This window comes from Umezawaea endophytica (assembly GCF_025061645.1).
Classification (GTDB): Bacteria; Actinomycetota; Actinomycetes; order Mycobacteriales; family Pseudonocardiaceae; genus Umezawaea; species Umezawaea endophytica.
The window spans coordinates 70,298-95,102 of record NZ_JANYMP010000029.1 but is presented as its reverse complement, the minus strand read 5'-3'; the positions used below and the strand labels follow the sequence as shown (position 1 = coordinate 95,102).

18 protein-coding genes and 1 pseudogene are annotated in these 24,805 nt (G+C 68.6%); 14 read left to right on the top strand and 5 right to left on the bottom strand.

Features of this window, described 5'->3' with window-relative positions; translation table 11 throughout:
• Positions 1–2: 2 nt before the first annotated feature.
• On the bottom strand, positions 3–905 hold the full coding sequence (locus NZH93_RS40395) for a helix-turn-helix transcriptional regulator (protein WP_259628602.1): 903 nt from the start codon (positions 903–905) through the stop codon (positions 3–5).
• Between the two features lie 180 nt (positions 906–1,085).
• On the opposite strand from NZH93_RS40395, the gene NZH93_RS40390 reads away from it, so the two are divergent.
• The 3 genes from NZH93_RS40390 (at position 1,086) to NZH93_RS40380 (ending at position 4,015) form a co-directional block, all read left to right on the top strand.
• Complete coding sequence (locus NZH93_RS40390; protein WP_259628601.1) at positions 1,086–2,060, top strand: SMP-30/gluconolactonase/LRE family protein; 975 nt, start codon at positions 1,086–1,088, stop codon at positions 2,058–2,060.
• A gap of 67 nt (positions 2,061–2,127) precedes the next feature.
• Positions 2,128–3,009, top strand: coding sequence for a helix-turn-helix transcriptional regulator (locus NZH93_RS40385; RefSeq protein ID WP_259628600.1), 882 nt, complete (start codon positions 2,128–2,130; stop codon positions 3,007–3,009).
• Between the two features lie 124 nt (positions 3,010–3,133).
• Positions 3,134–4,015: a cyclase family protein gene (locus NZH93_RS40380; RefSeq protein ID WP_259628599.1), complete on the top strand. Its 882-nt coding sequence runs from the start codon at positions 3,134–3,136 to the stop codon at positions 4,013–4,015.
• Positions 4,016–4,100: 85 nt separating this feature from the next.
• On the opposite strand, the gene NZH93_RS40375 is transcribed toward NZH93_RS40380, so the two are convergent.
• Entirely contained in the window at positions 4,101–5,027 is a 927-nt protein-coding gene (locus NZH93_RS40375; RefSeq protein WP_259628598.1) for a LysR family transcriptional regulator, read from the bottom strand.
• A 264-nt stretch (positions 5,028–5,291) separates the two neighbouring features.
• Here NZH93_RS40375 and NZH93_RS40370 point away from each other — a divergent pair, with 264 nt between their 5' ends.
• The 5 genes from NZH93_RS40370 (at position 5,292) to NZH93_RS40350 (ending at position 10,410) form a co-directional block, all read left to right on the top strand.
• Positions 5,292–6,581, top strand: a complete 1,290-nt coding sequence (locus NZH93_RS40370; RefSeq protein WP_259628597.1) for an MFS transporter — start codon at positions 5,292–5,294, stop codon at positions 6,579–6,581.
• Positions 6,578–7,579 (top strand): phosphoglycerate dehydrogenase, encoded by a 1,002-nt coding sequence (locus NZH93_RS40365; RefSeq protein ID WP_259628596.1) that lies wholly within the window; start codon positions 6,578–6,580, stop codon positions 7,577–7,579. Before NZH93_RS40370 ends, NZH93_RS40365 begins: the two co-directional genes overlap by 4 nt.
• Before the next feature lie 29 nt (positions 7,580–7,608).
• Positions 7,609–8,988 carry an acyclic terpene utilization AtuA family protein gene (locus NZH93_RS40360; RefSeq protein ID WP_259628595.1) on the top strand — a complete coding sequence of 460 codons (1,380 nt, stop codon included), beginning with the start codon at positions 7,609–7,611 and terminating at the stop codon, positions 8,986–8,988.
• Positions 8,981–9,316 (top strand): DUF4387 domain-containing protein, encoded by a 336-nt coding sequence (locus NZH93_RS40355; protein ID WP_259628594.1) that lies wholly within the window; start codon positions 8,981–8,983, stop codon positions 9,314–9,316. The genes NZH93_RS40360 and NZH93_RS40355 overlap by 8 nt, the downstream gene beginning before the upstream one ends.
• Positions 9,317–9,597: 281 nt before the next feature.
• Positions 9,598–10,410 carry a hypothetical protein gene (locus NZH93_RS40350; protein ID WP_259628593.1) on the top strand — a complete coding sequence of 271 codons (813 nt, stop codon included), beginning with the start codon at positions 9,598–9,600 and terminating at the stop codon, positions 10,408–10,410.
• Between the two features lie 76 nt (positions 10,411–10,486).
• Here NZH93_RS40350 and NZH93_RS51430 read toward each other — a convergent pair.
• Positions 10,487–10,691 (bottom strand): annotated as a pseudogene (locus tag NZH93_RS51430) (IS701 family transposase); the annotation flags it as partial.
• Positions 10,640–11,776 carry a GlxA family transcriptional regulator gene (locus NZH93_RS40340; RefSeq protein ID WP_259628592.1) on the bottom strand — a complete coding sequence of 379 codons (1,137 nt, stop codon included), beginning with the start codon at positions 11,774–11,776 and terminating at the stop codon, positions 10,640–10,642. The gene NZH93_RS40340 and the pseudogene NZH93_RS51430, both read right to left, overlap by 52 nt.
• A 70-nt stretch (positions 11,777–11,846) precedes the next feature.
• Here NZH93_RS40340 and NZH93_RS40335 point away from each other — a divergent pair, with 70 nt between their 5' ends.
• Positions 11,847–12,533, top strand: a complete 687-nt coding sequence (locus tag NZH93_RS40335) for a DJ-1/PfpI family protein (protein ID WP_259628591.1) — start codon at positions 11,847–11,849, stop codon at positions 12,531–12,533.
• Positions 12,534–12,950: 417 nt separating this feature from the next.
• On the opposite strand, the gene NZH93_RS40330 is transcribed toward NZH93_RS40335, so the two are convergent.
• Positions 12,951–14,822: a helix-turn-helix transcriptional regulator gene (locus NZH93_RS40330; RefSeq protein WP_259628590.1), complete on the bottom strand. Its 1,872-nt coding sequence runs from the start codon at positions 14,820–14,822 to the stop codon at positions 12,951–12,953.
• 630 nt (positions 14,823–15,452) lie between these two features.
• Here NZH93_RS40330 and NZH93_RS40325 point away from each other — a divergent pair.
• From NZH93_RS40325 to NZH93_RS51040, 5 genes are all read left to right on the top strand, one after another.
• Positions 15,453–15,734: an Rv0250c family protein gene (locus NZH93_RS40325; protein WP_259628589.1), complete on the top strand. Its 282-nt coding sequence runs from the start codon at positions 15,453–15,455 to the stop codon at positions 15,732–15,734.
• A 969-nt stretch (positions 15,735–16,703) separates the two neighbouring features.
• Positions 16,704–17,417 (top strand): LuxR C-terminal-related transcriptional regulator, encoded by a 714-nt coding sequence (locus tag NZH93_RS40320; protein WP_259628622.1) that lies wholly within the window; start codon positions 16,704–16,706, stop codon positions 17,415–17,417.
• A 234-nt stretch (positions 17,418–17,651) separates the two neighbouring features.
• Positions 17,652–20,612: a helix-turn-helix transcriptional regulator gene (locus NZH93_RS40315; protein WP_259628588.1), complete on the top strand. Its 2,961-nt coding sequence runs from the start codon at positions 17,652–17,654 to the stop codon at positions 20,610–20,612.
• 2 nt (positions 20,613–20,614) lie between these two features.
• Positions 20,615–23,503 (top strand): AAA family ATPase, encoded by a 2,889-nt coding sequence (locus NZH93_RS40310; RefSeq protein WP_259628587.1) that lies wholly within the window; start codon positions 20,615–20,617, stop codon positions 23,501–23,503.
• A 79-nt stretch (positions 23,504–23,582) separates the two neighbouring features.
• A complete protein-coding gene (locus NZH93_RS51040; protein ID WP_259628586.1) occupies positions 23,583–24,758 on the top strand; it encodes a cytochrome P450 in 1,176 nt (391 codons plus the stop codon).
• The last annotated feature ends 47 nt before the right edge of the window (positions 24,759–24,805 follow it).

Genomic DNA, 24,805 nt, shown 5'->3' with positions numbered 1-24,805 from the left:
CTTCAGTCGTTCGCGTCGAGTGGTGTTCGCGATGATGCCGCCCAGCTCGTGAGCAGCTTCACCTGGTCCTCGGCGGTAGAGCCAGGTTCGGCGGTGCAGACGCAGAGGGACATGATCTCTTCGGCGACGACGGGCAAATCCACCGATCGGTAAGTCAGGCTCAGCTCGCCCACCTCGGGATGGTGGAAGGTCTTGACGCCCTGCGCGTGAATGAGAACATCATGCGAGTTCCACCGAGTCCGGAAGTCAGGACTGGCGGCGATCAGTTCGTCGGCGAGGTCACGAGCCTCGACATCATGAGGATCGCGTCCGGCCTCAGTGCGCAATGAAGCGGTGAGAACGTCGGCAGTCGCGTTCCAGTCGCCGTAGAAGTCACGAGCACTGTGGTCGAGGAAGTGGTAGCGCGCCAAGTTCGCGCGCCCACGTTCGAGCGTGGTGTCGCTGGTGAACAGCGGCGCGTAGAGCGCGCGTCCCAGTGCGTTCGTCGCCAGGACGTCCTGGCGACTGTCGCTGACCATCGCCGCCGACAGCGTCATGCTGTCCAGCAGCCACTGCACGCTCGGTGAGAACTCCTGCGTGGTCCTGCTCGGGCGACGTGCTCGCCGGGCCGCGCGAGCCAGGTCGAGCAGGTAGATCCGCTCCTCGTCGTTCAGTCGCAGAACCCTGGCCACAGCTCGGAGAACATCCTCGGACACCTCACCGATGTAGCCCTTCTCCAAGCGCGTGTACCAGTCGGTGCTGATGCCTGCGAGGCGTGCGACCTCTTCCCGGCGCAACCCTGGGACCCGACGTGGTCCGAAGGTGAGCAGTCCGGCCTGGTCCGGCGTGATCCTGGCGCGCCTGCTCATCAAGAAATCCCTCACGTCGGCCTGATTTCTCGATCTGTGCTGAGAGGCGTTGCTCACGTCTCCACGGTACCTCTGCCACAGCGGTGGAAGAGGGGGGAGAGGTTCTTCCCCGGATAAGCCACCCCCTGCCAGTCCTGGTTAAAAGGAGCTTGCATACCTGTTTACGAAGCGCGGACGGACCTCGGCCGCGAATTCGGTGCCACTGACGTTGTTTCAGCACTTCCCTGGAGGTTCGCCATGCGCAAGCCCCGTCCACGTCACCTGCTCAGCACCGCCCTGGCCGTGACTCTTGCTCTCTCCGCCTTTGGTTCGACGACACCGGTGAGCCAGGCGCACGGTGGCCGAGTTGTCGACCGCTACGTCGTTCCAGGGGACAAGGCCTATCCCGAAGGCATCGTCCGCGAGCCCGGTACGCCGTACTTCTACGTCGGCGGAACAAGCGATGGAACGATCTGGCGTGGCAGGGTTGACCAGCAGAGCCTGCAAGTCTTCCTGCCCGGCGGACGCGACGGCCGTACCACCGCGGTCGGTATGAAGATCACCAAGGGCCGACTGGTCGTCGCGGGAGGTGCCACCGGCAAGGTCTTCGTGTACAGCACGCGAGCCGCAGCGCTGCTGCACGTGTTCGACTCCGGCTCGCGGACCGGACTGGTCAACGACGTCGCTATCGCCCCCAACGGAGACGCCTACGTCACTGATTCCCTGCAACCCGTCCTCTATCGGATCAGCGCGGCCCAACTGGACGACACCACGGTCAACCAGCCGTTGCGAGTGGCCGTGAATTTCAGTGGTACGCCGGTGGAATACGAGGACGGCATCAACGGCAACGGCCTCGTCGTGACCCCGGATGGACGCTACGTGCTGATGGCGGACACCAACTCGCAAGCGTTCTACCGGATCAGCACATCGACCGGTGCTGTCACTCCTGTTGATCTCGGCGGGGTGACGGACATCGGAGCTGATGGCCTGCTGCTGCGCGACGGCGAGCTGTACAGCATCACCAGTCTCTTCCATCCCGAAGGTGAGATCAGCGTTCTCGAGTTGACCGACGACTACTCGCGAGCGCGCGTGAAGCGTCGAATCAATGGTCGGGGTATGGACGTCCCGTCAACGGCGACGTTCGACGGTTGCGACGATCTGCTGGTCGTCAACTTCCAGTATCAGATCGAAAATCCTCACCTGCCGTTCACGGTGGTGCGGGTGACGCTCTAGAGCCAACGGGGTGCCCGGGTCTGGGAGACCTATCTTCAGCGGTCGGGTAGCGGGCAAGCTGACGTCCATGAACAGGTCCACTCCGCACGCGCGGGAGCTCGGTGATTTCCTGCGTGCCCGGCGAGGTCAGCTACGTCCGCAAGACGTCGGCCTCGATCCGGGTGGAAGGCGCAAGGTCACCGGGCTGCGACGCGAGGAACTGGCTCTGCTGGCCGGGGTGAGCACTGACTACTACCAGCGGATGGAGCAGGGCCGGGAGGTACGCCCGTCCGATGACATCCTGAACGCGCTCGCCCAAGCGCTCGGTCTCAACGACAAGGAGTGCAGGCACCTGTTCGCCCTGGCCCGCGCAGCCAGACAGCCTGCGCCCGTCAACACCGACCACGACCGGGAACGAGTACCGGACAGCACCCGACGACTGCTGCGGTTGATGGCCACACCGGCCCTCGTGCTCGGCAGGCACCTCGACGTGCTCGACTGGAACCAGATGGCCGAGGCGCTGCTCGGGTCGCCGGACGACTACCCACCCGACCGCCTCAACATGCTCCTGCTGATGTTCGACAAGACGTTCACGGACCCGCTGACCTGCCCCGGCTGGGAAGAACAGGCCCTGGAGTACATGGGTATGATGCGCACCGCCGTAGCCGCCGATCCCACCCACCCCCGTGCCACCGCGGTCATTGGGGAGTTGAGCATCCGCAGCGCCGAGTTCCGCAGGCTGTGGGCCCGCCACAACGTCCGCGAAGCGGTCAGCGGCAGCAAAACCCTCCGAGTGCCCCAGGTCGGCGACATCGACCTGACGTGGGACACCTACCCCCTACCGGGCAATCCGGGACCGGTCATGCTCGTCTTCACCGTCGAACCGAACAGCGCCGACGCGGACCGCCTGCAAATCCTCACGTCCCTGCACGCGACACGCTCACTGGACGGAAGGGCCCGATCGCGATGAGCACCAGGAGTGGCACACGCTCGAGAAGGTAGGGAGAAGTCCGCCCGAGCCCTGCAAGCTGGTGTCCATTGTGTACTTATCACTCCGCGAATACTTCATGGCCTGTTTAAGAGGAGCAATGAAAATGTCTGTTCCGACTGTCTCCGACCTGCCTGACAACTGGGGTCGGTGGGGAATCGACGACGAACTCGGCACGCTCAACCTGGTCACCGACGCGGTGCGCGCGAAAGCCGCCGCGGAGGTGCGGACCGGTCGGTCCGTGTCCTTGGCTCAGCCGATCATCCCCAGCCCGATGATCAGCAGCCCGTTCGCGCCTTTGACGGTGGACGCCTCTCCGGTGCAGCACCTGATGTCCTACACCGGAATCGGCGTGGCGGCGGACCACGTGCTGGTCACCAATCACCACGCCAGGTCGACGCACATCGACGCGCTGGCGCACTGGTCGACCGACGACCAGGTCTACCCCGGTGTGCCGAGGGCTCAGGTGGTGACCGCCGGAGGTGTCACGCACGCGTCGACGACGGCGTTCGCCGCCGGGATCACCACGCGGGGGGTTTTGCTCGACCTGGCGATCGACGGGCCCGTGCCCTCTGGTTACGCCGTCACGTCGCGGGACTTCGAACGGGCTGAGGAACGGGAGGGCGTGAAGGTGGGGTCGGGTGACGCGCTGGTGGTCCGGCTCGGGTGGACGAGCTTGCCGCTGTCGGACGGCAGGCTCTCACCGGGGATCAGCATGGATGCGGTGCGCTGGATGCACGAGCGTGGTGTCGCGCTCTGCGCCGCGGACCGCGGTGACGCGCACCCGCCGCTCGACCCGGACGAACCGTCACCCCTGCACGGGGTCGGGCTTGGTCGGATGGCGATGCCGTTGATCGACGCGGCCGCGCTGGACGATCTCGCGGCGCTGTGCGCGGAGTCGCAGCGCTACAGCTTCATGCTCGTCGTCGCTCCGCCACGCATTCACGGGCTGACAGGCGTTCCGGTCAACCCTGTCGCCGTGTTCTGATCGCGCGTCGATCGCTTCAGCCGTGAGGATGATGTCGCCGTGCTCGGTCGCGGCGCGGGGTGGTCACCCCTGATCTCGACGTCCGTCAGAACGGGTCGAGTCGGGGGTGCGCTCTGCCGAGCCGTTCGGGAAGTCGAGCGGCGAGGTGCTCGACGAGTTTGCTCACCCGACGAGGAACGTGCCTGTCGTCGGTGAACAACGCGTAGATGTCCGCGGCTGGCGTGGGCACCTCGGGCAAGACTCGAACCAACTCGCCGCTCTCCAGGTACGGGAGGACCTGCCACTCGGAGCGCATCACCACACCACGTCCTTCGAGGGCCCAGAGCGTGACCACATCACCATCATTGGTGGACAGGCCACCGCTGACGCGCAACTGGTGCGTCGCACTGGCGTCGCCGAACCGCCACAGATCGAAGTCACCCTCGTTCTCGCGAAGCACGATGCAGTCGTGGTTCACCAAGTCCGCCACGGTCGCAGGCGTACCGCGCCGAGCGAGGTAGGCGGGAGCGGCGCACGGGATTCGCCGATTCTGGGCCAGGCGGCGCATGCGAAGGGTCGAGTCGCCCGGCGCCCCCACGTGCACGGCCAGGTCGAACTCGCGGCGGTGCGGTCGTAGTGGAAGGTCGGAAGTGTTGAGCTGCAAGTGCAGCTCCGGGTGATCTCCGGCGAACTCGCTCAGCAGCGGGGCGACATGTGTTCGCCCCAAACCCAGTGTGGCGTGGACTACGACGGATCCGCGCAACTGTTCGGAGCTGTCGCTGACCTGGTCTTCGAGTTCTCGGATCTGATCGAGGATCGAGCCGAGACGGGCGGAGTACAGCTCGCCTTCAGAGGTCAGGACAAGCCGACGGGCACCTCGCTGCACCAGTCGAACGTCGAGCCTCTTCTCCAAGGCGCTGAGGCGTTTGCTGACTACTGGCAGGGAACAACCCAGCTCGCGTGAGGCCGATGTGAGTGTCTCACTGGCTGCGATCACCTGGAAGAACCGGAGATCGTCGATGATGTCGTTCATCTGCTCCTGCCTGCTCCCGCCGAGACCACGACTTTCTGCTGGAGAAAGGCTACGTTGTCCGCTGCGGTCTTGTAGATGGGGTGCGCAGCGTCCACAGTGGAGACGTGGGTCAAGGAGCCGGTGTGGACGGGTCCTTCGACGAAGAGACGTCGTGAGGTTCCGTCAACGTCCAGGGCTTGCGTAAGAACTTTCGGCCACCTCTGGCTGTGACCTGGAAAGCATGGAAATCAGTACATGAAACCGTGGACTAGGAAAGGCGACCCGATGACCGCGGTCGATGATGCGCAAGTGGGGAAAGTGAATCCTCCGCGGGGCGTGCGCATTACCTTCTATGTGGCGCTTGTGGTGTTCGCGCAGGAGGTGACCTGGAATTTTTTCGACGCCCAGGTGCCGCCACTGCTGCGTGAGCACATTGCCAGTGTTGCCGTTGTCGGCCTGTTGATGGGGTCGGACAATCTTCTTGGGATATTCATCCAGCCATGGATGGGAAATCGTTCGGATAATACGCGTACGCCATGGGGTCGAAGGATTCCGTTCCTCGTGGTCGGGATGCCGGTGGCGGCGCTTCTGTTCGTGCTGATCCCCTTCAGTGCGGACTCGTTGCCGTTGCTCCTGGGGGTCATGCTTGCCTACGCGCTGGTGTGCAACTCCTTCAAGCCGGTGGCGGAGTCGCTCCTGCCCGACTACATCTCGCCTGAGAGGCGTAGTCGCGCCAACGCGGCGGTGAAGTTCGCCGCTGGGATGACGGTCATCGTCTCCGCGCTGATCAGTGCCTTGCTCGTGGACGACTACCCGACGCTGGCCTTCGCCATCCCCTCGGTCCTCATGCTCATCTCGATCGCGGTGGTCGGTTTCAAGATCCGCGACAGTGATTCTCCCGCTTACCGGGCGGCGGTGGAGGAGGATCGCGCGCAGAAGGGCGACGAGATCGCGACTGTTCGGGTTCGTGACACCATTGCTGACATCGTGCGGGATCGTGACCGCAGTCGACTCCTGTTCATGGTCGGCATTTTGCTCTTCGGCAGTGCTTGGGCGGCGTTGAGGGCGCTCATCACCCCGTACGGGCAGGAAGCGCTCGAGATGTCCCGAGGTTCGGCAGGCGGGTTGACCCTCCCCAGCGGCGTCGCCTTCCTCCTCGCCGCCTTCCCCGTGGCTTTGCTGGCGGAACGCTTCGGGCGCATCAAGGTCATGCTCGCGGGTATGGCCATCTTCTTGGTCGCAATGGTGCTGGGTACGTTGTGGCAGGCCCCGGCGGGTGCGTACACGGCGTTGGCCCTTGCCGCGGTGGGGGCGTCCAGTTTCCTGATCAACGCGGTCGTGGTCCTGTGGAACCTCGCGCCGTCGACCCGTGTGGTCGGCACCTACACCGGGCTCTACACGGTGGGCTGGGCGGGCGGCGCGTTCATCGGCCCGGCCCTGGTCGGGGCCATGGTCGACGTCACGGGCTGGCCGTTCTTGATGTTGAACATCGCGGTCGTGGCCGGTTTCGCGATAGTCGTCGTGGGGCGGGTAAGCGTGCTTCAGCGCAGGTACGGCACGGGAAGTGCGCTATGACCCGTGTGTTGGTGACGACTGATTACCTCCGTCCTGGTGGGGAGGTCGACCGATACCTTCGCGGGGCCGGGCTGGAACCCGTGTACCGGCCGCTCGTGGGTCCACGCGACCCCGACGAGCTCGTGGTCGCCCTCAAGGGGATAAGTGCGGCCCTGGTCGGCAACGAGCCGATGACCGCCGAGGTTCTGGCCCAGGCTCCGGACTTGCGCGTCATCGTTCGCACCGGAGTCGGTTACGACTCGATCGACGTGGCAGCGGCGGCGCGTTTGGGCATCACCGTCAGCAACCTGCCCGGCATCAACGCGAACGCCGTGGCCGAGTACACCATGGGATTGCTGCTGGCGGCTGCCCGTGGTCTGGTGCAGAGCGCGACCGGTGTTGCGGCAGGGACTTGGCCGCGCGCTGACGGACAGGAGTTGCGCGGCGCGAACCTCGGCTTGGTCGGATACGGAACCGTGGCGCGGGCTGTCGTGCCGTTCGCCCGTGTTTTCGGCATGAACGTGCTGTGCGTGACCGGAGTGCCACGTGACCAGCGCGTCGGCCATGACGTTCGGTTCGTGGACCTACCTGAATTGCTCGCGGGCTCGGACTACGTCTCGCTGCACACCGCGCTGACGGCGCGAACCCGTGGACTCATTGGAATGGCGGAGCTGCACCAGATGCGGCGGACGGCTTTCCTGGTGAATACCGCGCGGGGCGGTGTGGTCGACGAAGTCGCTCTCGCGACCGCCGTGCGTGACGGAACAATCGCGGGCGCACACCTGGACGTTGCCGCTCAAGAGCCGTTGCCCGCTGGTAGTCCGCTGCGCGGTGTGGACGGAATCGTCGTCTACTCGCACCTCGCGGGACAGACCGCGCAGGCTCGGGCCGCTGCCGGAATGGAAGGGGCGGTGGAACTCGTCGCTGCTCTGGCCGGCCAGGCCCGGCACTGCGTGAACGCTCGGCATCAGACGGCGATCACCGCGGATGCCGGTGTAGATGGACCCACGTATTCCTGATGACTACGTCGACTACACAGGGAGAGAAGATGGACAACCGACCAGGAGACGTGGTCCGGGTGCTTGCCGCCACCGGGATGCTGGGTAGCGGATTTCCGGAGGCCACCATCGAGCGTGGCCTCGAACTCGGTGCCGATGTCATCAGCGTGGATGGTGGATCGACCGACAGCGGGCCCTACTACCTGGGTTCGGCGAGCTCGAAGTCCACGGCGCAAGCGGTCAAGCGCGACCTTCGCCACCTGCTCAGGGCGTCCGCCCGAGCGAACATTCCACTCATCGTGGGTTCCTGTGGCACCAGCGGTACCGACAAGGGGGTGGATTGGGTCGCCGGAATCGTCGCGGATGTGATGAGGGAGGAAGGCATCGACCTCAAGGTCGCGCGAATTTACAGCGAGCAGGACGCGGCCCACCTGAAGGACGACGTGGCCGCCGGCCGTGTTCGCGCTCTGGCACCGGCGGGAGAACTCGACTCGGAGACGCTCGAGAGCTGCACCCACATCGTCGGGGTCATGGGGCATGAGCCGATCGTGGAAGCCCTCCAGGGCGGAGCGCAGGTCGTGCTGGCCGGGCGTGCTACCGACACCGCGGTTGCTGCGGCGTACCCGCTGATGAAGGGGATGCCCGCGGGTCCGACCTGGCACGCCGCGAAGATCGTCGAGTGTGGCGGTCTGTGCACGACCAATCCGCGTGAGGGTGGGGTGCTCGCCACGATCGACGCGACCGGGTTCTCGATCGAGCCCCTGAGCCCGGACGCGGCGTGCACCCCGATCTCCGTGGCGGCCCACATGCTCTACGAGACGGTCAACCCGTTCGAGATGCGCGAGCCTGACGGCACGCTTGACGTCCGAGACGCCGTCTACACCGCGGTTGACGACCGCGTCGTGCGGGTGGAGGGCTCGCGGTTCCACGTGGCCGACCAGTACACGATCAAGCTGGAGGGGGCTCGGATCTCGGGCTTCGAGACCGTTTCCTTCAGCGCGGTCCGAGACCCGATCATCCTCGGTCAGATCGACGCTTGGGCGGGGTTCTTGCGCGAGACGATCATCGGTCGAGTCAGGCAGACGCTGGAACTCGAACCGTCCGAGTACGCCTTCGACATCCGTCTCTACGGCCACAACGCGGTGCTCGACGAACTCGAGCCCGAGTCCGCACCTCCGCGGGAAGTCGGAGTGATGCTGCTCGTCAACGCCGGTGACCAGGCGACCGCCACCGCCGTCGCGAAAGTCGCCAATCCACTCATGCTCCACCTGCCCGCCCATGACATGGACTACCTGCCCAGTCTGGCTTTCCCCTACTCCCCGGCCGAGATCGAGCGCGGACCCGCGTACGAGTTCGTGCTGAACCACGCCGTCGACACAACCCCCACCAAGCTGTTCCGCACCAAGATGGGAGAGGCCAGTTATGTCTGAGACCCTTGCGGAGGGACGTACGCTCGCCGACCTGGCGATCGAGGTGCGCTCCAAGAACGCCGGTCCGTTCTGGGTCACCATGGAGCTGTTCATGCGCGACTCCGAAGGCTATGCGATCGTCGCGGACGAGTCCTTCATCAACGAACAGGTGGTGAGCGGGCTCTACGGCGTGGACGCCCGCTCCATCCAGATCTTCCGGATCCCCTCGCTCAACGTCGTGAAGGTGTCCTTCCCGCGCCCGATCAGCCAGGGTTCGCTTCGAGACCGCGATATTCACGCCGGTCAGCACCACGTCCCGTTGGCGCGTATGAGGGTGCTGGGGGAGTAGCGGGCGCTGGGTGACCAAAGAGGACCCTCGCCATTGGTCTGTGGATCTTGGCCTACGTCAGCTATCGACGGCTCGTCGCCTGAACAGTAGGGCGGGTGGTCACCCCGCCCTACTGCAAGTTCCGAGTCCAGCGGACCGAACCTGGACGCAGTTGCGGAACCAGTTCCACGGCGGGCTCGTCGAGCTTGCCCCGGCCGCACTATTGCGGGCGGGGCCGCAGTTGGGTCGGGAAACGTGACGGGGGTCCGGAGCGGTGAGTCGCTGCGGGGCAGAATCTTCCCGTGGACCATGAATCCAGGCCGGATCCGCTCGTCGCTCAGCAGTCGGCGGACGCCTCGAACTCCAGCAAGGTCGTCCAAGCGGGAAGGGACGTGGTCGTACACCATCACCACACTGCGGCCGTGACCCGATTAGACGGGCCATCGACTGGCACGTCCAACGCGGCCAAGTCACCTGTTGTCCAAGCCGGGGCGATCGAGGGTGGTGTGCACGTTCATACCACCTCGGGATTGGTCTGGGGTGCGGTGATCGTCGGAATCGTCGCGGTGACGGCACTGGGCGTCGCCGTGGGCATCCCGTTCGGGTCGTCGCCCACCGGGTCGGCGCCATCGTCTCCGTGGACCCAGCCCTCACCTACCACGACGACCACCTCGAGCAGTGTTCCATCGAGCACGGCACCCTCCGCGGAGGTCGCGTCCCCTGGTCCGCTGGCCCGGCTCACGCCGTTGGACGGGCGGGTGTTGAGCGATGAGACCGTCACCGTCGAGAACAAACCCGGCTTCGAGGCCAAGATCGCACACCTGTCCTGCGTGAACGGCGTTCCCGGTGTGCTGGTGGAGACCTACGACCTCGGCGGCTTCTCCGGGAGGCTCACCACGAAGGTCGCCGTGCGCGACACGCCGACCGGAGCGCCGGTCACGTTCGCGGTGATCGCCGACGGCGTCACGGTGGCCTCGATCACTCTGCCGGTGAAGTCGGCCGAGGAACTGGAGGCGAAACTCGCGGGTGTGCGGCGGGTGACCCTGCGGACTTCCGCCGCCGCTTGCGTGGATGTCAGTGGGGCCTGGGTCGAGCCCGCACTCGAGACCCCTTGACGGCGAACGATCAGGCCGGACAGTTGATCACGGTCACCGGCTCGATCACCGGCGTTCTGCTCGTCCACTCTTGCACGCCGAGCTGCTCCACCCCATAGGCGCGGAGACCGTTCCAGACACCGTCGGCGTCCCACGACACGGCGTTGAGCAGCCGCTGCATTCCATCCATCCGGCGTGGATTCCCCGGCCACTTCCGCCAGTGTCCAACCGTTCTTTCCCGCGATCGGCTTCAGCAGGCCCCGCGCACACGCCCGTTCGCGCCGCCAGGGTTCGACCCGATGGCGGGCGATCGTGGTGCTGATGTCCGCCCAGGGCCAAGCGGTCCGGGCAAGTCCGCCTGCAACTCCGCCTGCAACTCCGCCAGCAACCCTCTTCGGCGAGGCGTGGACACCGGGTGGGGGGTGCGGGATGAGAAGGTGCGGCGGTAGTCGGTCGGGGTGGTTCCTGTCGCGAGCCGGAAGTGGTGGCGGAAATTCGCCGGGGTTCCCAGACCGCATGCCTGGCCGACGTGGTCTATGCCGGCGTCGGTCGTCTCGAGTAGTTCGCGGGCGCGGCTGATCCGGGCGGCCGTGAGCCACTTGATCGGGCTGACCCCGAGCTGCGCGGTGAACATCCGGGCGAACGTGCGCTCGGCGACCACAGCGTGCGCGGCCAACTCGGCGACCGTCAGCGGGGTGTCGAGGCGGCGCAGGGCCCACTCCAGGGTCGCGCTCAGCTCGGTGCGGTTCGGTGGCGCGGGCGGGCGGGTCACGTACTGTGCCTGTCCGCCCTCGCGGTGTGGCGCGGCCACAATTCCGCGGGCGATCGACGTGGCCGTGGCCGCGCCGCAGTCCCGGCGCAGAAGGTGCAGGCAGAGGTCGATGCCGCTGGCCACCCCGGCCGAGGTGATCAGGGAACCGTTGTCGACGTAGAGCACGCCGGGATCCACCTCGACGCGCGGATGCCGGCGGGCTAGCTCATCGGTGAGCAGCCAGTGGGTGGTCGCGCGCTTGCCGTCGAGCAGGCCGGTGGAGGCCAGGGCGAACGCGCCCGCGCAGATGGTGGCGATCCGCGCGCCACGGGAGTGCGCCTCGCGGAGCGCGTCGCGCACGTCCGGGGTGGCATCCGGTGGGGTGTCCCGCTCCGAGCCCCGGTAGGCCGGCACGATCACCGTGTCCGCCGTGACCACCTCGTCGAGGCCGTACGGCGCGGTGAGCGACCAGCCGTTGAGGGTCTCGACCGGCCCGGCGGACTGCCCGCACAAGATGACGTCGTAGCGGCTGTCGTGGAGGCCGAAGGTCTGGAACGGCATGCCGACTTCCATCGGCTGCACACCGTCGAGGGCGAGCACCGCGATGCGATGGCGCCGCCTGGACGAACCGGTCATGGCGGAATCCTATCGATCAGGGGCATTCCTGCTTCTCGTCGGGGCGGGGCGGGGCACGAAGGATGAGGGCATGACGGACACACGGCCCTACCGCATCACCGTGCTCCTTTTCGACGGTGTCGAGGAGTTGGACTTCACCGGCCCGTGGGAGACGCTCCGGATCTGGCAGACGGTGGCGACCCGTCCGGTGAGCGTGCGTACGGCCAGCCTCGACGGGGCGCCCGTACGCTGTGCGCTGGGGTTGACGGTCACCCCGGACGGCGGGATCGACGACGAGCCTCGGCCCGACCTCATCGTGCACCCCGGCGGCGCGGGCATCGACACGCTGTACGCCGACCAGACCCATCTGGCCCGGATGCGGGCCCTCGCCGAGCACGGCACGATCATGACCTCGGTCTGCAACGGCGCGATGGTCTACGCCGCGGCCGGTCTGCTCGACGGCCGCGCCGCCACCTCCCACTGGCTCGTCCTGGACGAGTTGGCCGGGCAGCACCCGAAGGTCGAGGTCGTCCGCGACCGGCGCTGGGTGGACGCTGGCCCGGTGGTGACCAGCGCGGGCATCACCGCAGGCATCGACATGGCACTGCACCTGGTCGACCGGCTGGAGAACACCGACACTGCCCGTGCGGTGGCCGGCATGCTCGAGCACCCGTGGGACCCGCGGGTGGACCTCGTCGCGGCGACCAGCCCGGAGAACCGCCACCACACGCTCACCAACATCCTCCCGCTGATGCAGGCGGCCCGCAGGGCCGATTGATCGGCCTCAGAGGGAGGTTCGGGAAATCAGGTCCGTCTCTGGATCAGGGTGAACATTCCGCGCTGAGGTTCCGGTACGAGTTCGTGGCCGATCAGGCGTTTGAGCCTGCGCGGGTGCCTTCGACGGGTTTGGGCAGGGTTCGATGTCGAGGGCCAAGCAGATGTCCTTGGCGCGCATGCCGTCGGGTGCTGTGCCGAGAACGGTAAGGACATGCTCGTAGGCGTGGCTGGGCACGATCGGTTCGTCGGGCGCTCATCGAATCGTCCACATGCGACAAGGAGCCGGACAGGCTGATGCCCGTGGTGGAGGTTGTCGTGATCGGGTGTCCAGTTGGGACTATCCGCACGAAGTCTGCCTGGGACAGCGCCATTCCCGGTGCCTTGTCCAGCGCTTGCTCGCGCCAGCATCGCGGGGCCGTCAGGCGGTGGAGATGACGTCGTTGGACATCACGGCGGGCAGGCTTCTGCGGTGTGTGACCTTCAGCTTCCGGTACGCCTTCGTCAGGTGTTGCTCGACGGTGCTGGTCGTGACGTAGAGCTTGTTGGCGATCTCCCGGTTGGTGTGCCCGAGCGCGGCCAGTTCCGCGACTCGCCGTTCGGCGTCGGACAGCGCGGCGGGGCCCACCTCGACCTCGTTGGCCTCCGGTCTGCTCGCCGCGCGGCTCCGGTCGGGGAACAGTTCGTCGCACAGCGGCTCCGCCTGGCAGGCCTTGGCGAGCCACCAGGCCCGTCGGATGGTCACCCGCGCTCGGCCGCGTTCCCCCAGTTCGTGGTGGAGGCGGCTCAGGTCGGCCATCACGCGGGCGACCTCCAACTGCCCGCCCGCGGCCTGGAGTTCGTCCAGCGCTTGGTGCAGCAACTGGGAGCGTCGCCGCGGTCGTACCGTGGCGGCCTTGATCCGCAAGGCCGTGCCGTGCGAGAGTGACGGCCCGGCCACCGGCAGCGCTAGCTGCTCGTCGACCAGTTCCCGAGCCTTGGCCTGGTTGCCCAGCAGCAGGTACACCTCGGCGGCGCCGGTGCGCCACGGCAGGATCCCTGGCGAGTCCACCTTCCACGCCACCATCAGTTCGCCGCAGGAGAGGAAGTCGTTCAGCGCCTCGGGTAGCTGCCGCGTGGCCAGGTGGTGACAGGCCTTGGCGAACAAGTAGTGCTGCAACCCGTGCTGGGCGCGGTAGAGGTTTTGGGGTACACCGAGAGCCAAGGTCTCGGTGGCCTCGGTGAGCTTTCCCATCGCGGTGCTCGCCTGCACCAGCGTGCCGAGCGCCATGCCGATGTCGGCACCGCTGGTGCCGGAGGCGGTTCTCTCCAGCGCGAATCGCGCGTACTCGCGGGCAGCGGGCAGGTCACCTGTGCGCAGCGCGGCCTGGGCGCGGATCGCCGCCAGCTCTCGCCGCCAGTCCGGTGGGCCGGACGACTCGGGACCGTCGGTCAAGAAGGTGTCGCACCAGGACTTCACCCGGTGGAACTTCTCCAGGTGCAGCAGCGTGTGCAGCGCCTCGCGGACGGCCTCGCCCGGCCGCTCGACGGGATCGGCCTCCTTCAGTACGCGCTCCGCGTCCTCCGCCGCGTCGTCGAGTTCACGGCCGACCAAATCTGCCAACGCGGTGGCCGCGCGGACCGGCGCGTCCACGTCGACCGGCGACCGGTCGGAGCCGATCGGCACCGAGGGCAGCACGCGAGCGAGGTCGGGGTGCGAGTAAGCGGCCCACATCCGGGTGCTCATCAGTTCGGCCACGCTGTGCTCGTCCAGTTCGTCCATCCGCTCGACGAGCCGCGTCAAGCCCGCGGCGACGTCGTCCACCCGGCCGTTCAGGACGAGGAAGCGCACGAACCAGAGCAGGCCGCGGCCGTGCAACCTGCCCTCGCGCATGGCCTCCGCCAGTGCGGGCACCTGCTGGAGCACGGAGGCCGGGCTGAGTCGGAACCTGAGGCGCACCAGCATCATCGTGAGCTCGAAGGGGACCTCGTCGGTGCGGTCGCGGATCGCGAGTTCCAGGTACTCGAGCGCGTCCTCGACCTGGTCGTCGAGCAGCGCCCACTTCGCCACCTCGCCGTCCGCGCCCTGCTGCACCACGTGGAGCCACGGTGCCGGGGTCGCGTTCGGCAACACCTCGTCGGCGGGTCCGCGCCGAGCACCTGGCAGGTCCGCCGCGTCGATCTCCAGCCGCCCGAGCCCGTTCGCGAGGCGCTGGATCACCGCGTGGTTGCCGTGCTTCGCGTGCAGCAGCACAAGGCAGCGGCGGAGCTCTGCGAGGGTGTGGTGCAGTGCGGTGTTCTTCGCCGTGTTCATCGGACAACCTCCTCGGCCTGGTGGTTCCGGCACCCACTCACCGGGCGGCCGGGCCGCCGCGGGGCGACCCCGGCCGTGCGGGGAAAGCGGTGGCGGCACCGGGTTCCGGACCTGTGCGGGATTGGTCGAGAAGCGACCTGGTTCGGCGGGAACCGGTGCGGAAATGGACGGCGCGGATGCGTTCTCGGTCGTCGGTGGGTGTTTCCCATCTAGCTCGGAAGGCGTGGGCCGCGCATGCCGCCGATGTTATCGACGATTCTTCGTCCGACCGCCGCCCGTGCGGATGTGTAGGGAAATCACCAAGGTCCGGGGAGGCGGCCGTCTCCGATGGCGGAAGTGGTGGCAATCGATTCCGCCGCGGGCGGTGTGGTGCAGGCCGTGGCGGTGTCGCCGCTCGGCGATCGGCGGCGTCCGATTCCGTCGGATGCCGCGTTGTAAAGGCATTCCGGTGCGATCCCGGTGTCGGACCCGACCAGCGGAAGCGGGATCCGCACTGCGGAATCACCAGGAGATGCCGGAGGTACTTGTCAGTTCGGTCGCTGGCCTGAACGGTCAGGGGTGCGGGTGTTCTGGGGCACCCCGGTCGAAAAGCTGCGAGGACGAGTCCGCAAGGCGAACTTGGAGGTTCCCGTGACGAGTGCCAACAACTCCGACCTGCACCGTGCGTTGGGTGAGCTGCGTCGCTGCCTCGGGGCACTGCGTGCCGCCCACGGAGATCACGCGGCGATCCGGCGGCTCGTGAACGGCGTGGAGCGCCTCGAGATCGACGCCGCCGACCTGCTGGGTCTGGCCCCGGCATCGGGCTACCCGGCCGACGAGGTCGTCTACGTGTCGGACGCGCCGTACGACCCCGATCTGTGGAGCCACGCCGACGACGAGGGCATCGGCGGCTACCGGCCGCACATCGCCTGACGTCGGGAAGCGGGGACGCGGTCGTCGTGGCGGACGCCCGCCGCGGCGCCCCTCCGGCGGACGACGACCAATTCCTGAGCTTAATTCGCATTCGGCGATGGTGCCCGTAGATCGCTCGGTGCGATTTCTCAGTCTGACCCGGCGGTTTCCCGGCTGGTTGTCGACGCGGCCTGTCCGATGTGGTGCGGCATTCTCGCCATTCGAGACGTGCTGGGTGATTTTGTGGCGTGGACGGCGTGGGCCTTGCCTGTTCCGGCTCGCCTCTGATAGTGCGTCCACGGTCGTGGACGAGTTCGCAGCGGTTCGCCGGTCTCTGTCAAAGTGGGACTCCGGGTTAATGTGAACGGTCTTTCCGTTTCGCAAACAGGAGTTTGTGACCGCAGTCACGCGAAAGAAGTGGATAGGTCGGTCTGCCGATACCGCTCGGGTGGCACGATCTCGCCACCCGCGATAGGGGCGCCGCCCCGGTTCGCGTGGTGGGCCTCTTGTGCGCGCTCTCCCGAGTGCGCGGGACCCCTTGAATCACTATCGACATCCGTGGTCGACATCCAGTGTTCGTGCAGGTCATCGGCCTGAACCAGGTCCGTCCGCGCCGTAGTGGTCGTGATGTCGGAGGGTGTGGAGGGGGCCTCACGGCGTCGCGGATCGCGGTCACCTTTCGTAGCCGGAGCTGGGCGTCCACGCCGTCATCCACTACGCAATGTCACCCTGAGTGGCATTCGTGCGGCCGTACGGCGCATTTTCGTACGACTGAACAGCCTAGTGCGAACCGCACTCGACCGCCTGTTGCCGCATACTTAGCCGGCGCCCCCGTCTCGAATCATTGCATCGTTACGGATCAACCCGTAATAATCGTTCGGGCCTGATCCCGGCCCGATTCGATCTCGATGTTACGTCGTTGGAAACTTTTGCACGGCAGTTCCCCGATGCGTAGCCGTGTCTCTGGTCAATGGAGGATCCTTGTTCGAGATGGATGTTGGTGTCATCGACGCCGTCGTGGCCGATGCCGGGTCCGCGTGTGGTGAGGATCGATTGGGTTCGAGTGCGTCGGATCACCTCTTCCGGTCATTGTTCGACTGGTCGGGACTCGGTATTTTCTGCATCGACCTCGACGATCGCGTCGTCGACGCGAATGACGATTTCCTCCGGGTGATCAACCGGTCCGCCGACGACGTTCGCGGCCTGGCCCTCGCGGACTTCCTGCACCCCGCGTTCCTGGTCAACCTGCGACAACGGCTGGCGACGCTCGTCGACGGCGGCCGGGGGCAGGTGATCGAGAACATCGTCCTGCTGCGCAAGGGCGATGGCGCCGTGCTGGGTGACCTGAGCTTGATTCCGGCAGGCGGGCGGTCCGAATGGTCCATCAGCATGTTCGCGGTTTTCGTCCCCTACGACCACACGGTCGACCAGTTGTCTGTTCCGGGGAAGAAAGGACTGCGTTTCGTCGGGATGGGCGGGCGCGTCCTGGAAGGCGTCGCAGCCGGTATCTCGACGATGCAATTGGCGACTCAGCTCTACCTGAGTCGGCAAGGCGTCGAATACCACGTCGGTGCGATGTTGAGGGCACTGGACGTGCCGAACCGCGCCTCCCTGGTGTCCAAGGCATACGAGTTGGGCATTCTCAGCGTCGGTGTGTGGCCGCCTCGGGTCGCGCCTTCGTGGCGTGATGACGTGGCGAGCTGAATTGGGAATTCCTCTACCTCGACTTCCGTGCGCTCACGTGCGGTACTCGTGGCAGAGGTCGTTTACGGGCGCGGTGCCTTCGAGGCCCGCTCTCTGGTATTCATGCAGTGAGCGGATTGTGCTGTCGAAGGTTGACTCCCACTTGGCCCGTGGGCTGTGCACACGGTTTCCGCAGCCTTGTCGCGCGGTGCCACGGGTCGTCAGGAGACACGCTCGAAGACCGAAGGGTAAGGGATGCCGGACAAGTCCGTAGCGAGTGACTGGCCTCTGCTCGGCCGGTCGACCGAGTTGTCCAGGCTGTCGGAGTGCGCGAAGGCCGCGCACGCGGGCCACTCGCGGCTCGTCGTGGTGCGCGGGCCGGCGGGTGTGGGCAGGACCAGCCTGTTGGCCGCGGTGCGGCGGGACGTGCTCCGCCACGACGAGTTCCTCGTCCTGCACGCGAGCTGCGCCGAAACCGAACGCGAGACGGGGTACGCCGCCGTGCGGGCCCTGTTCGCGCTGGCGGAGGTCGCCGACGCGGCGGACGACGTGACCGCGCGGCACCGGGCGCAGGTCGGCGCCACGTGGGCGCGGGAGGCGCTGACCGTCAGCCGCTCGGCCGGTTCCGACATGCCGAGACTCCTGCACTACCAGGTGCTGTACGGCCTGTTCTGGCTCGCCGCCGAGGTGATGACCGACCAGCCGCTGGCGATCGTGCTCGACGACGCGCAGTGGTGCGACGAGCCCTCCCTGCGCTGGCTGGAGTTCCTGCTGCGCCGCGCGGACCGCCTGCCGCTGCTGGTGGTGCTCGGCCAGCGCACCGACACCCCGGGGCCCGTCCAGGGCATCCTCGCGGCCATGGTCGCCGAGCCGCGCGCCGAGACCGTCGACCTCCCTCCACTCGGTCACGCGGATGTCGCCGAGCTGGCGGGCATCGTCCTGGACGACCGGCTCGACCCGCTGTTCGTCCGTTCGTGCGCGGACGTGTCCAGGGGCAACCCGCTCCTGTTGCGTCGACTGCTGGAGGAACTGGCCCGCTCCGGCGTCAGCACGGACGCCGCGGCCGCCGACGCGGTGGCCCGCGTCGGCGGCGCGGTCGTCGCCGAGTCGGCGCTGGACCGGCTCGTCGAGCAGTCGGAGTCCGTGCGCGCCGTCGCCACGGCGGTGGCGCTGCTGGACGGCACGACCGCGGACGTCGGACCGCACTCCCTCGGGGAGCTGGCCGGAGTGCCGTCCCGGCAGGTCACCGAGGCACTGGACGCCCTGCGCCGCATCGACGTGCTCAGACCGGACTCACTCGTGTTCGCGCACGACTCCCTGTTCGCCAGTGTGATCGGGCGGATCAGGGGAGAGGAGGTCGAGAGGCTGCGCTCCAAGGTCGCCCGGCTGCTCAACGACGCCGGGTGGCCTGCCGAGGACATCGCGCGGCACCTGATGCTGCTGTCCGACCTGCCGGAGTCCTGGATGGTGGGAGTGCTGGTCGAGGCGGCCGCGGGCGCCCAACAGCGGGGCGCCCACACCGTGGCGGTCGACTACCTGCGCCGAGCGATCGAACTCGGCCGGGACGAGGCCGCGCGACCCCACATCCGGGTCGACCTCGCCCGGTCGCTTGGCGAGTCCGACCCGGTGGCCGCGCTGGAGCAACTGGGCATCGCCATCTCCGAGACGGCCGACCCCCGGACCAGGACGGTCATCGCCGCGAAGTTCGGTCTCACCTCACTCATCGCGCGCCGGGCGCTGGAGGGCGCCCGCGTGGTCGGCGGCGCACTCGACGAGCTGACCCTGCTGGTCGGCGACCGGCCGTCGCCCGCGGACCGGGAACTGCTCGCGACAGCCGAGGGGGTGCTGCTGGCCACCAGCGCGGAGGAGAGGTCGACCGTCGGCCTCGCCCGCGCGAAGGTCCGCGGGATGACCCCGCCGTCCGGGCACAGCCCAGGGGAGCGGCAGACACTCGGCCTCATGTCCGCACTGGCCGCCGACGAGTGCGTTCCGGTCGCCCGCGTGGTCGACTGGGCCTCGCGCGCGACCCGCGTGCTGCCCGACACGGGCGACTGGGCGATCCTCAACGCCGCCCGCGCGCTGCGCTTGGCGGACGAGGTCGACGCCTCGCACACCGCGTACCGCTGGCTTGCCGACCGAGGAGGCGAGCAGGCGTCGGCGACGCACGTCCTGGCACTGTCGGGCCGCGCGCACCTGCACTACTGGGTCGGCGACCTCCACGCCGCCGCGGCGGAGGGTGACCGCGCCCTGGCCGAACGCGGCCCAGGACAGGCTCGGACCTCCATGCCGGAGATCGTGCGCGCCCTCACCCACGCGGCGCAGGACGAACCGGGGCAGGCCGAGCACCTGCTGGACCTGGTCGACCGGTCCCGGCCCGAGGACGTCGTGGGCGAATGGCCCCTCTACCTGCTGGCGAGGGGACACGCCCGGTGGGTGGCAGGTGACCCGGACGCCGCGCTGCGCCACCTGCTCGCCTGCGGGCGCGGCCTCGCCGAGCGCGCCGTCACCAACCCGGTGGTCGCGTCGTGGTGGGTCGACGCCACGTACGTGCTGACCAGCATGGGGCGGACGGCGGAGGCGCACCGCGTCGCGGAGGAGGGACAGGACCTGGCCAGGCTCTGGCCGACGCCGCGCGCGATCGGGATCGGGCTGCTGTCGGAGGGGATCGCCAGTGCGGGCACCCGCGCGGTGGACCTGCTCGGCGAGGCCGTGCACGTGTTGTCCACGAGCCCGGCGCAACTGGAACTGGCGCACGCCGAGCGCAGGCTGGGCGCCGCCCTGCTGCGGCTGGGGGACGCCGGGGCGGCCCGCAAGCACCTGCGCGTCGCGATGGACCTGGCCACCCTGTGCGGCGCCTCCGCGCTCGTGCGGACGGCCGGCCGGCTCCACGCCGCCGCGGGCGGGAGGCGCCGCCAGTCCGGCCGGTCCGCCGTGGACAACCTGACGGAGGCGGAACGCCGGGTCGCCGACATCGCCGCGCGGGGCAGCAGCAACAAGGAGATCGCCGAGGCCCTCTTCGTCACCGTCCGGACGGTCGAGATGCACCTGACGAACATCTACCGCAAGCTCGGCGTCTCCAGGCGGTCCGCACTGGTCGAGATCCTCCCCAGCGGCCCGGCTCGACACCGGGGACCCGTGTCCGCGGACCACGACGACGACCGCCCACCGCGCCGCGCCGCGTACGTCGGCGTCCCCACCCTGGCCGAGGAGGACTGACCGTGTTCCTCGAGAGGGAGGTCGGGCTGGCCGCGGTCACCGACGCGGTGCGCGAGGCCAGGGCGGGCAACGGCTCGTTGCTGCTGGTGACAGGCGCGGTCGGTGCCGGGCGCACGACGTTCCTGCGCGGGCTGCCCACCCTGGTGGGACGCGACTCGGCGGACGAGGGCATCCGGGTGATGCGGGCCAACGGCGCGTGGCTGGAGCAGGACCACTCGCTGGGGGTGGTCCACCAGTTGCTCGACCCGGTCATGGTCGCCTCGCCCGAGCCCGACAGGGAGAGGTGGTTGCAGGGCACCGCCGGGGCGTGCCGCCCGCTGTTCACCTACCGCGCGTTCGAGCACGACGTGCCGGAGTCCGCGTACGCGACGCCCGAGGCGTTGCAGGGACTGCTGGAGCTGGTGCGCAACCTCAGCGCCGACCTGCCCCTGCTCATCCTCGTGGACGACCTCCAGTGGGTGGACTCCGCGTCGTTGCGCTGGCTCGAACTGCTGTCCGACCACCTGGCGGGCACCGCTGCCACCGTCGTCCTCGCCCTGCGCGCGGGGGTCGAGCCCGTGAACCACGAGGCGGTCCGCAGGCTCGCCGGTTCAGCGACGCGCGTGCTGCCGTTGGGCCCCTTGGGGATCGCGAGCACGCGGGTGCTGGTGCACGCGGAGTTCTACACGTCCGGGCAGGACGAGTTCGTGTCGGCGTGCCAGACGACCTCCGGCGGCAACCCGCTGTTCCTCGTGAGCCTGCTCGCCTCGTTGGCGGCCCGCGGCGTGCCACCGACCGCCGAGGGGGCGGCGCTGGTGCGCAACTCCCGCCCGGAACGGCTGCGCGCTCGGTTCACCGCCTGCCTGATGTCCCTCCCGTCCGCGGTACGGGACATGGCCAAGGCGATGAGCGTGCTGGGCGAGCTGACCGACCGCGAGCTGCTCTGCGGGCTCCTCGGCATCACCGAGGACGCCTGCGAGGCCGCGCTGACCGTCCTGAGCAGCCTTGGCCTGCTCGCGCCGGGCCTGCCCCACCGGTTCTGCCATCCCGTCGTGCAGGACGCCGTCGAGCAGGTCATGTCCGCGGCCGAGCGCGACCACATCCAGCTCGACGCGGCGTTGCTGCTGCACGACAGCGGGCGCTCGGTCGAGCAGACGGCCACGCACCTGCTCGCGACGACGACCTGGGGCGACGACCGGGCGATCGCCGCGTTGAGGTCGGCGGCGACCGCCGCGCTGAGCCGCGGCGCGCCCGTCCTGGCGGCCCACTGCCTGCGCAGGGCGTTGCAGGTGTGCCCACCCGACGGTGCCGAGCGCGCGGCCCTGCTGGTCGACCTCGCGACCGCCGAACGCGAGTTCGACTCCAACGCGGCCATCCGGCACGTCATGCAGGCCCTGCCGCTGCTCGCCACCGCGCGCGAGCGCGCCGTCGCGATCTCCCGGATCGCGCCGTTCCTGCTCGTCGGGGTCTCCGCTCGTGAACGGAACGTCGTCGAGCGGGTAGCCGCCGACCTCGGTGACCCGGACGCGCTGACCGGCCAGACCAGGGACCTGGCGCTGCGGCTGAAGGGCAGGCTGAGCCTGATCAACGAGTGGGCGGTGTCCGACCTGCTCGTCGAGGTGGACGCGCTGGCGCTGTCGGACGCCCGACTGGACCTGGGCACCGGCGGTGAGCGCGAGCTCGCCACCGCGCTGTTGCACTCCGCCACCACGCGGCTGCGGCTGCCCGCGCGCGTCGTCGCGGACATGGGCAACCGCCTCCTGGCCGCGGAACCGCCGGACTACACGCACGTGCACACCCTGCTGCCGATGCTGACCCCCGTGCTGCTGGCGGCCGACGCCGTGCGGTGGGCGGTGCCCTGGCTGGACGCGGCGATGCGGGAGGCGCGCCTGCACAACTCGTTGACGGCGCAGGTGGGCATCCGCTGTGAGCAGGCGCTCGTGCACCTGGGCCTCGGCGACCTGCGCACGGCCAAGGCGATGGCCACCGAGGCGTGGGACCTGGCCGACGAGGGCTGGTCGGAAGGGATGGGGACGGCGAGCGTGACCCTGGCCGCCGTCGTGCTCGAGTCCGGGGACGCGAAGCTGGGCGAGGCGGTGCTCGAACGCACCTCGCGCCGGGCGGGCGCCTACCCGCGCGTGGGCAGCAACGCGATCCTGTTGCTGCTGCGCGGTTTCCTCCTCAGCCGGACCGACCCCTGCGGGGGGCTCAGCTACGTGCTCGACTGCGGGCAGCTACTCGAGGACGCCGGGTGGTCCAATCCCGTGCTGCACCCCTGGCGCAAGTGGGCCGCGACCGCGTACCTGAAGTTCGGCGACCTGGACTCCGCGCGCCGGTTGGCCGACGAGGACTACGAGCTCGCGGTGCGGTGGGGTGCGCCTGCCGCTCTGGGCGCCGCCCTGCGGTGGCGGGGGATGCTGACCGGGGGAGCGGAGGGCGTGGAGCTGACCCAGCGCGCCGTCGACGTCCTGGCGGGCTCGGAGAACGCGCTGCTGAGGGCGAAGGCGCTGACGCAGTTGGGCGGCATGCTGCGGGCCGACGGGGCTCCCCGCGCCGACCAGCTCCTGCGCGACGGTCGCGACCTGGCCACCAGGTGCGGCGCGGACAGGCTCGCCCAGCGGGCGACCGCGCACCTGGCCGGGGCGGATCGCCGGAACGGGGGGCCCGAGTTGACGCAAGCCGAGCTGCGGGTCGCCCGGCTGGTCGTCGACGGCCGGAGCAACCGGGAGATCGCGGGCGAGCTGGCCGTGGCGCTGCGCACCGTGGAGAAGCACCTCACGAGCGCCTACCGCAAGCTGGAGGTGTCGGGCCGGGCGGCACTGGCTGACGCCCTGCGCACCGCCGACGGCGCTGACCGCGAACCGGCGCCGGTAACGCTGGCGCCCGGTCATGGCTGGTGGTCGCGGCCCTGAGTCGGTGAAACCACTAGGGTTTTCCGGACGGGCACCCCTTGAGACTGGTCATCCGCAACATCTTTGAGAGGAAACAACAGTGACCTCAGCCGATGAGCTGCCGAGGATGACCGAGATGTTCTCGCCCCTGTTCGGGCAGAACGACTACTTGCGCGAGTTGCAGGCCAAGCAGCCGATCTGGAAGGTCCGCACCCCGGCGGGCGACGAGGCGTGGCTGGTGGTGCGGCACGCCGAGATCCGGGCCCTGCTGGTGAACCGCAAGCTGGTGCGCTCGCACCCCGACCCGACCAACGCGGCGCAGTACGTGCAGAGCCCCATCTTCGACATGGTGCGGTCGGAGCCGATCGACCACTCCAGGTTCCGGGCCGTGCTCACGCCGTTCTTCTCCCAGTCCGCGATGCGGGCCATCGAACCCGTCGTGGTGTCCATCGTGGACGAACTGGTCGACTCGCTGGCGGCGGGCACCCCACCGATGGAGCTCCAGGAACACTTCTCGGTGCCGTTGGGGATGCGCGTGCTGTGCGCGTTCGTCGGCATCCCCGACTCCGAGTGGAGGTCCCTGCACGGGATGCTCTACGAGATGGCCGTGCTCGACGAGCAGGACCACGCCAAGAAGCACGCCACCAAGGTCGGCCAGTACTTGCAGGAGAGGGTGGCGGGCAAGCGGCTGGAACGCGGCAACGACGTGCTGTCCGGGTTGGTCGCGGCGGGCCTGGCCGACGACGAGGTCGCCAGGCTGGGCACCATGCTCATGTTCGCGGGCGGCGACAGCGTCGCGAACAGCGTGGGGTACGGCATCGGTCGCCTGGCCGCCAACGCGGACCTGAGGGACGCGCTGATCAAGGACACCGACCTCGTCCCGGCCGCCGTGGAGGAACTGCTGCGCACCGCCACCTACGGCGGTGGGGCGCACCCGCACTACGCCGCGGAGGACATCGAGATCGCGGGGGTGACGATCCGCGCCGGGGACCTCGTGCTGCCGGACTTCGCGCTGGCGAACTTCGACGAGCGCGTCTTCGACGACCCCGACGAGATCGACTTCGGCAGGAAGACCAACCCGCACCTGGCTTTCGCGCACGGCGTCTGGCACTGCCTCGGTGCCCCGCTGGCGCGGATGGAGCTGGCCATCGCCGTCCGGGCGCTGCTCGCCCGGTTCCCGACCCTGCGCCTGCCCGACGCGGCGGAAGAGGCGGCCGCGGGCAACGCCCAGGCCCGGCTCAGCTCCACGATGGACCGGCTCCTGATCGCCTGGTGACCGGAAGGCGCGAGGAGCGGCCCGACCGGCCTCACCGGTCGGGGCCC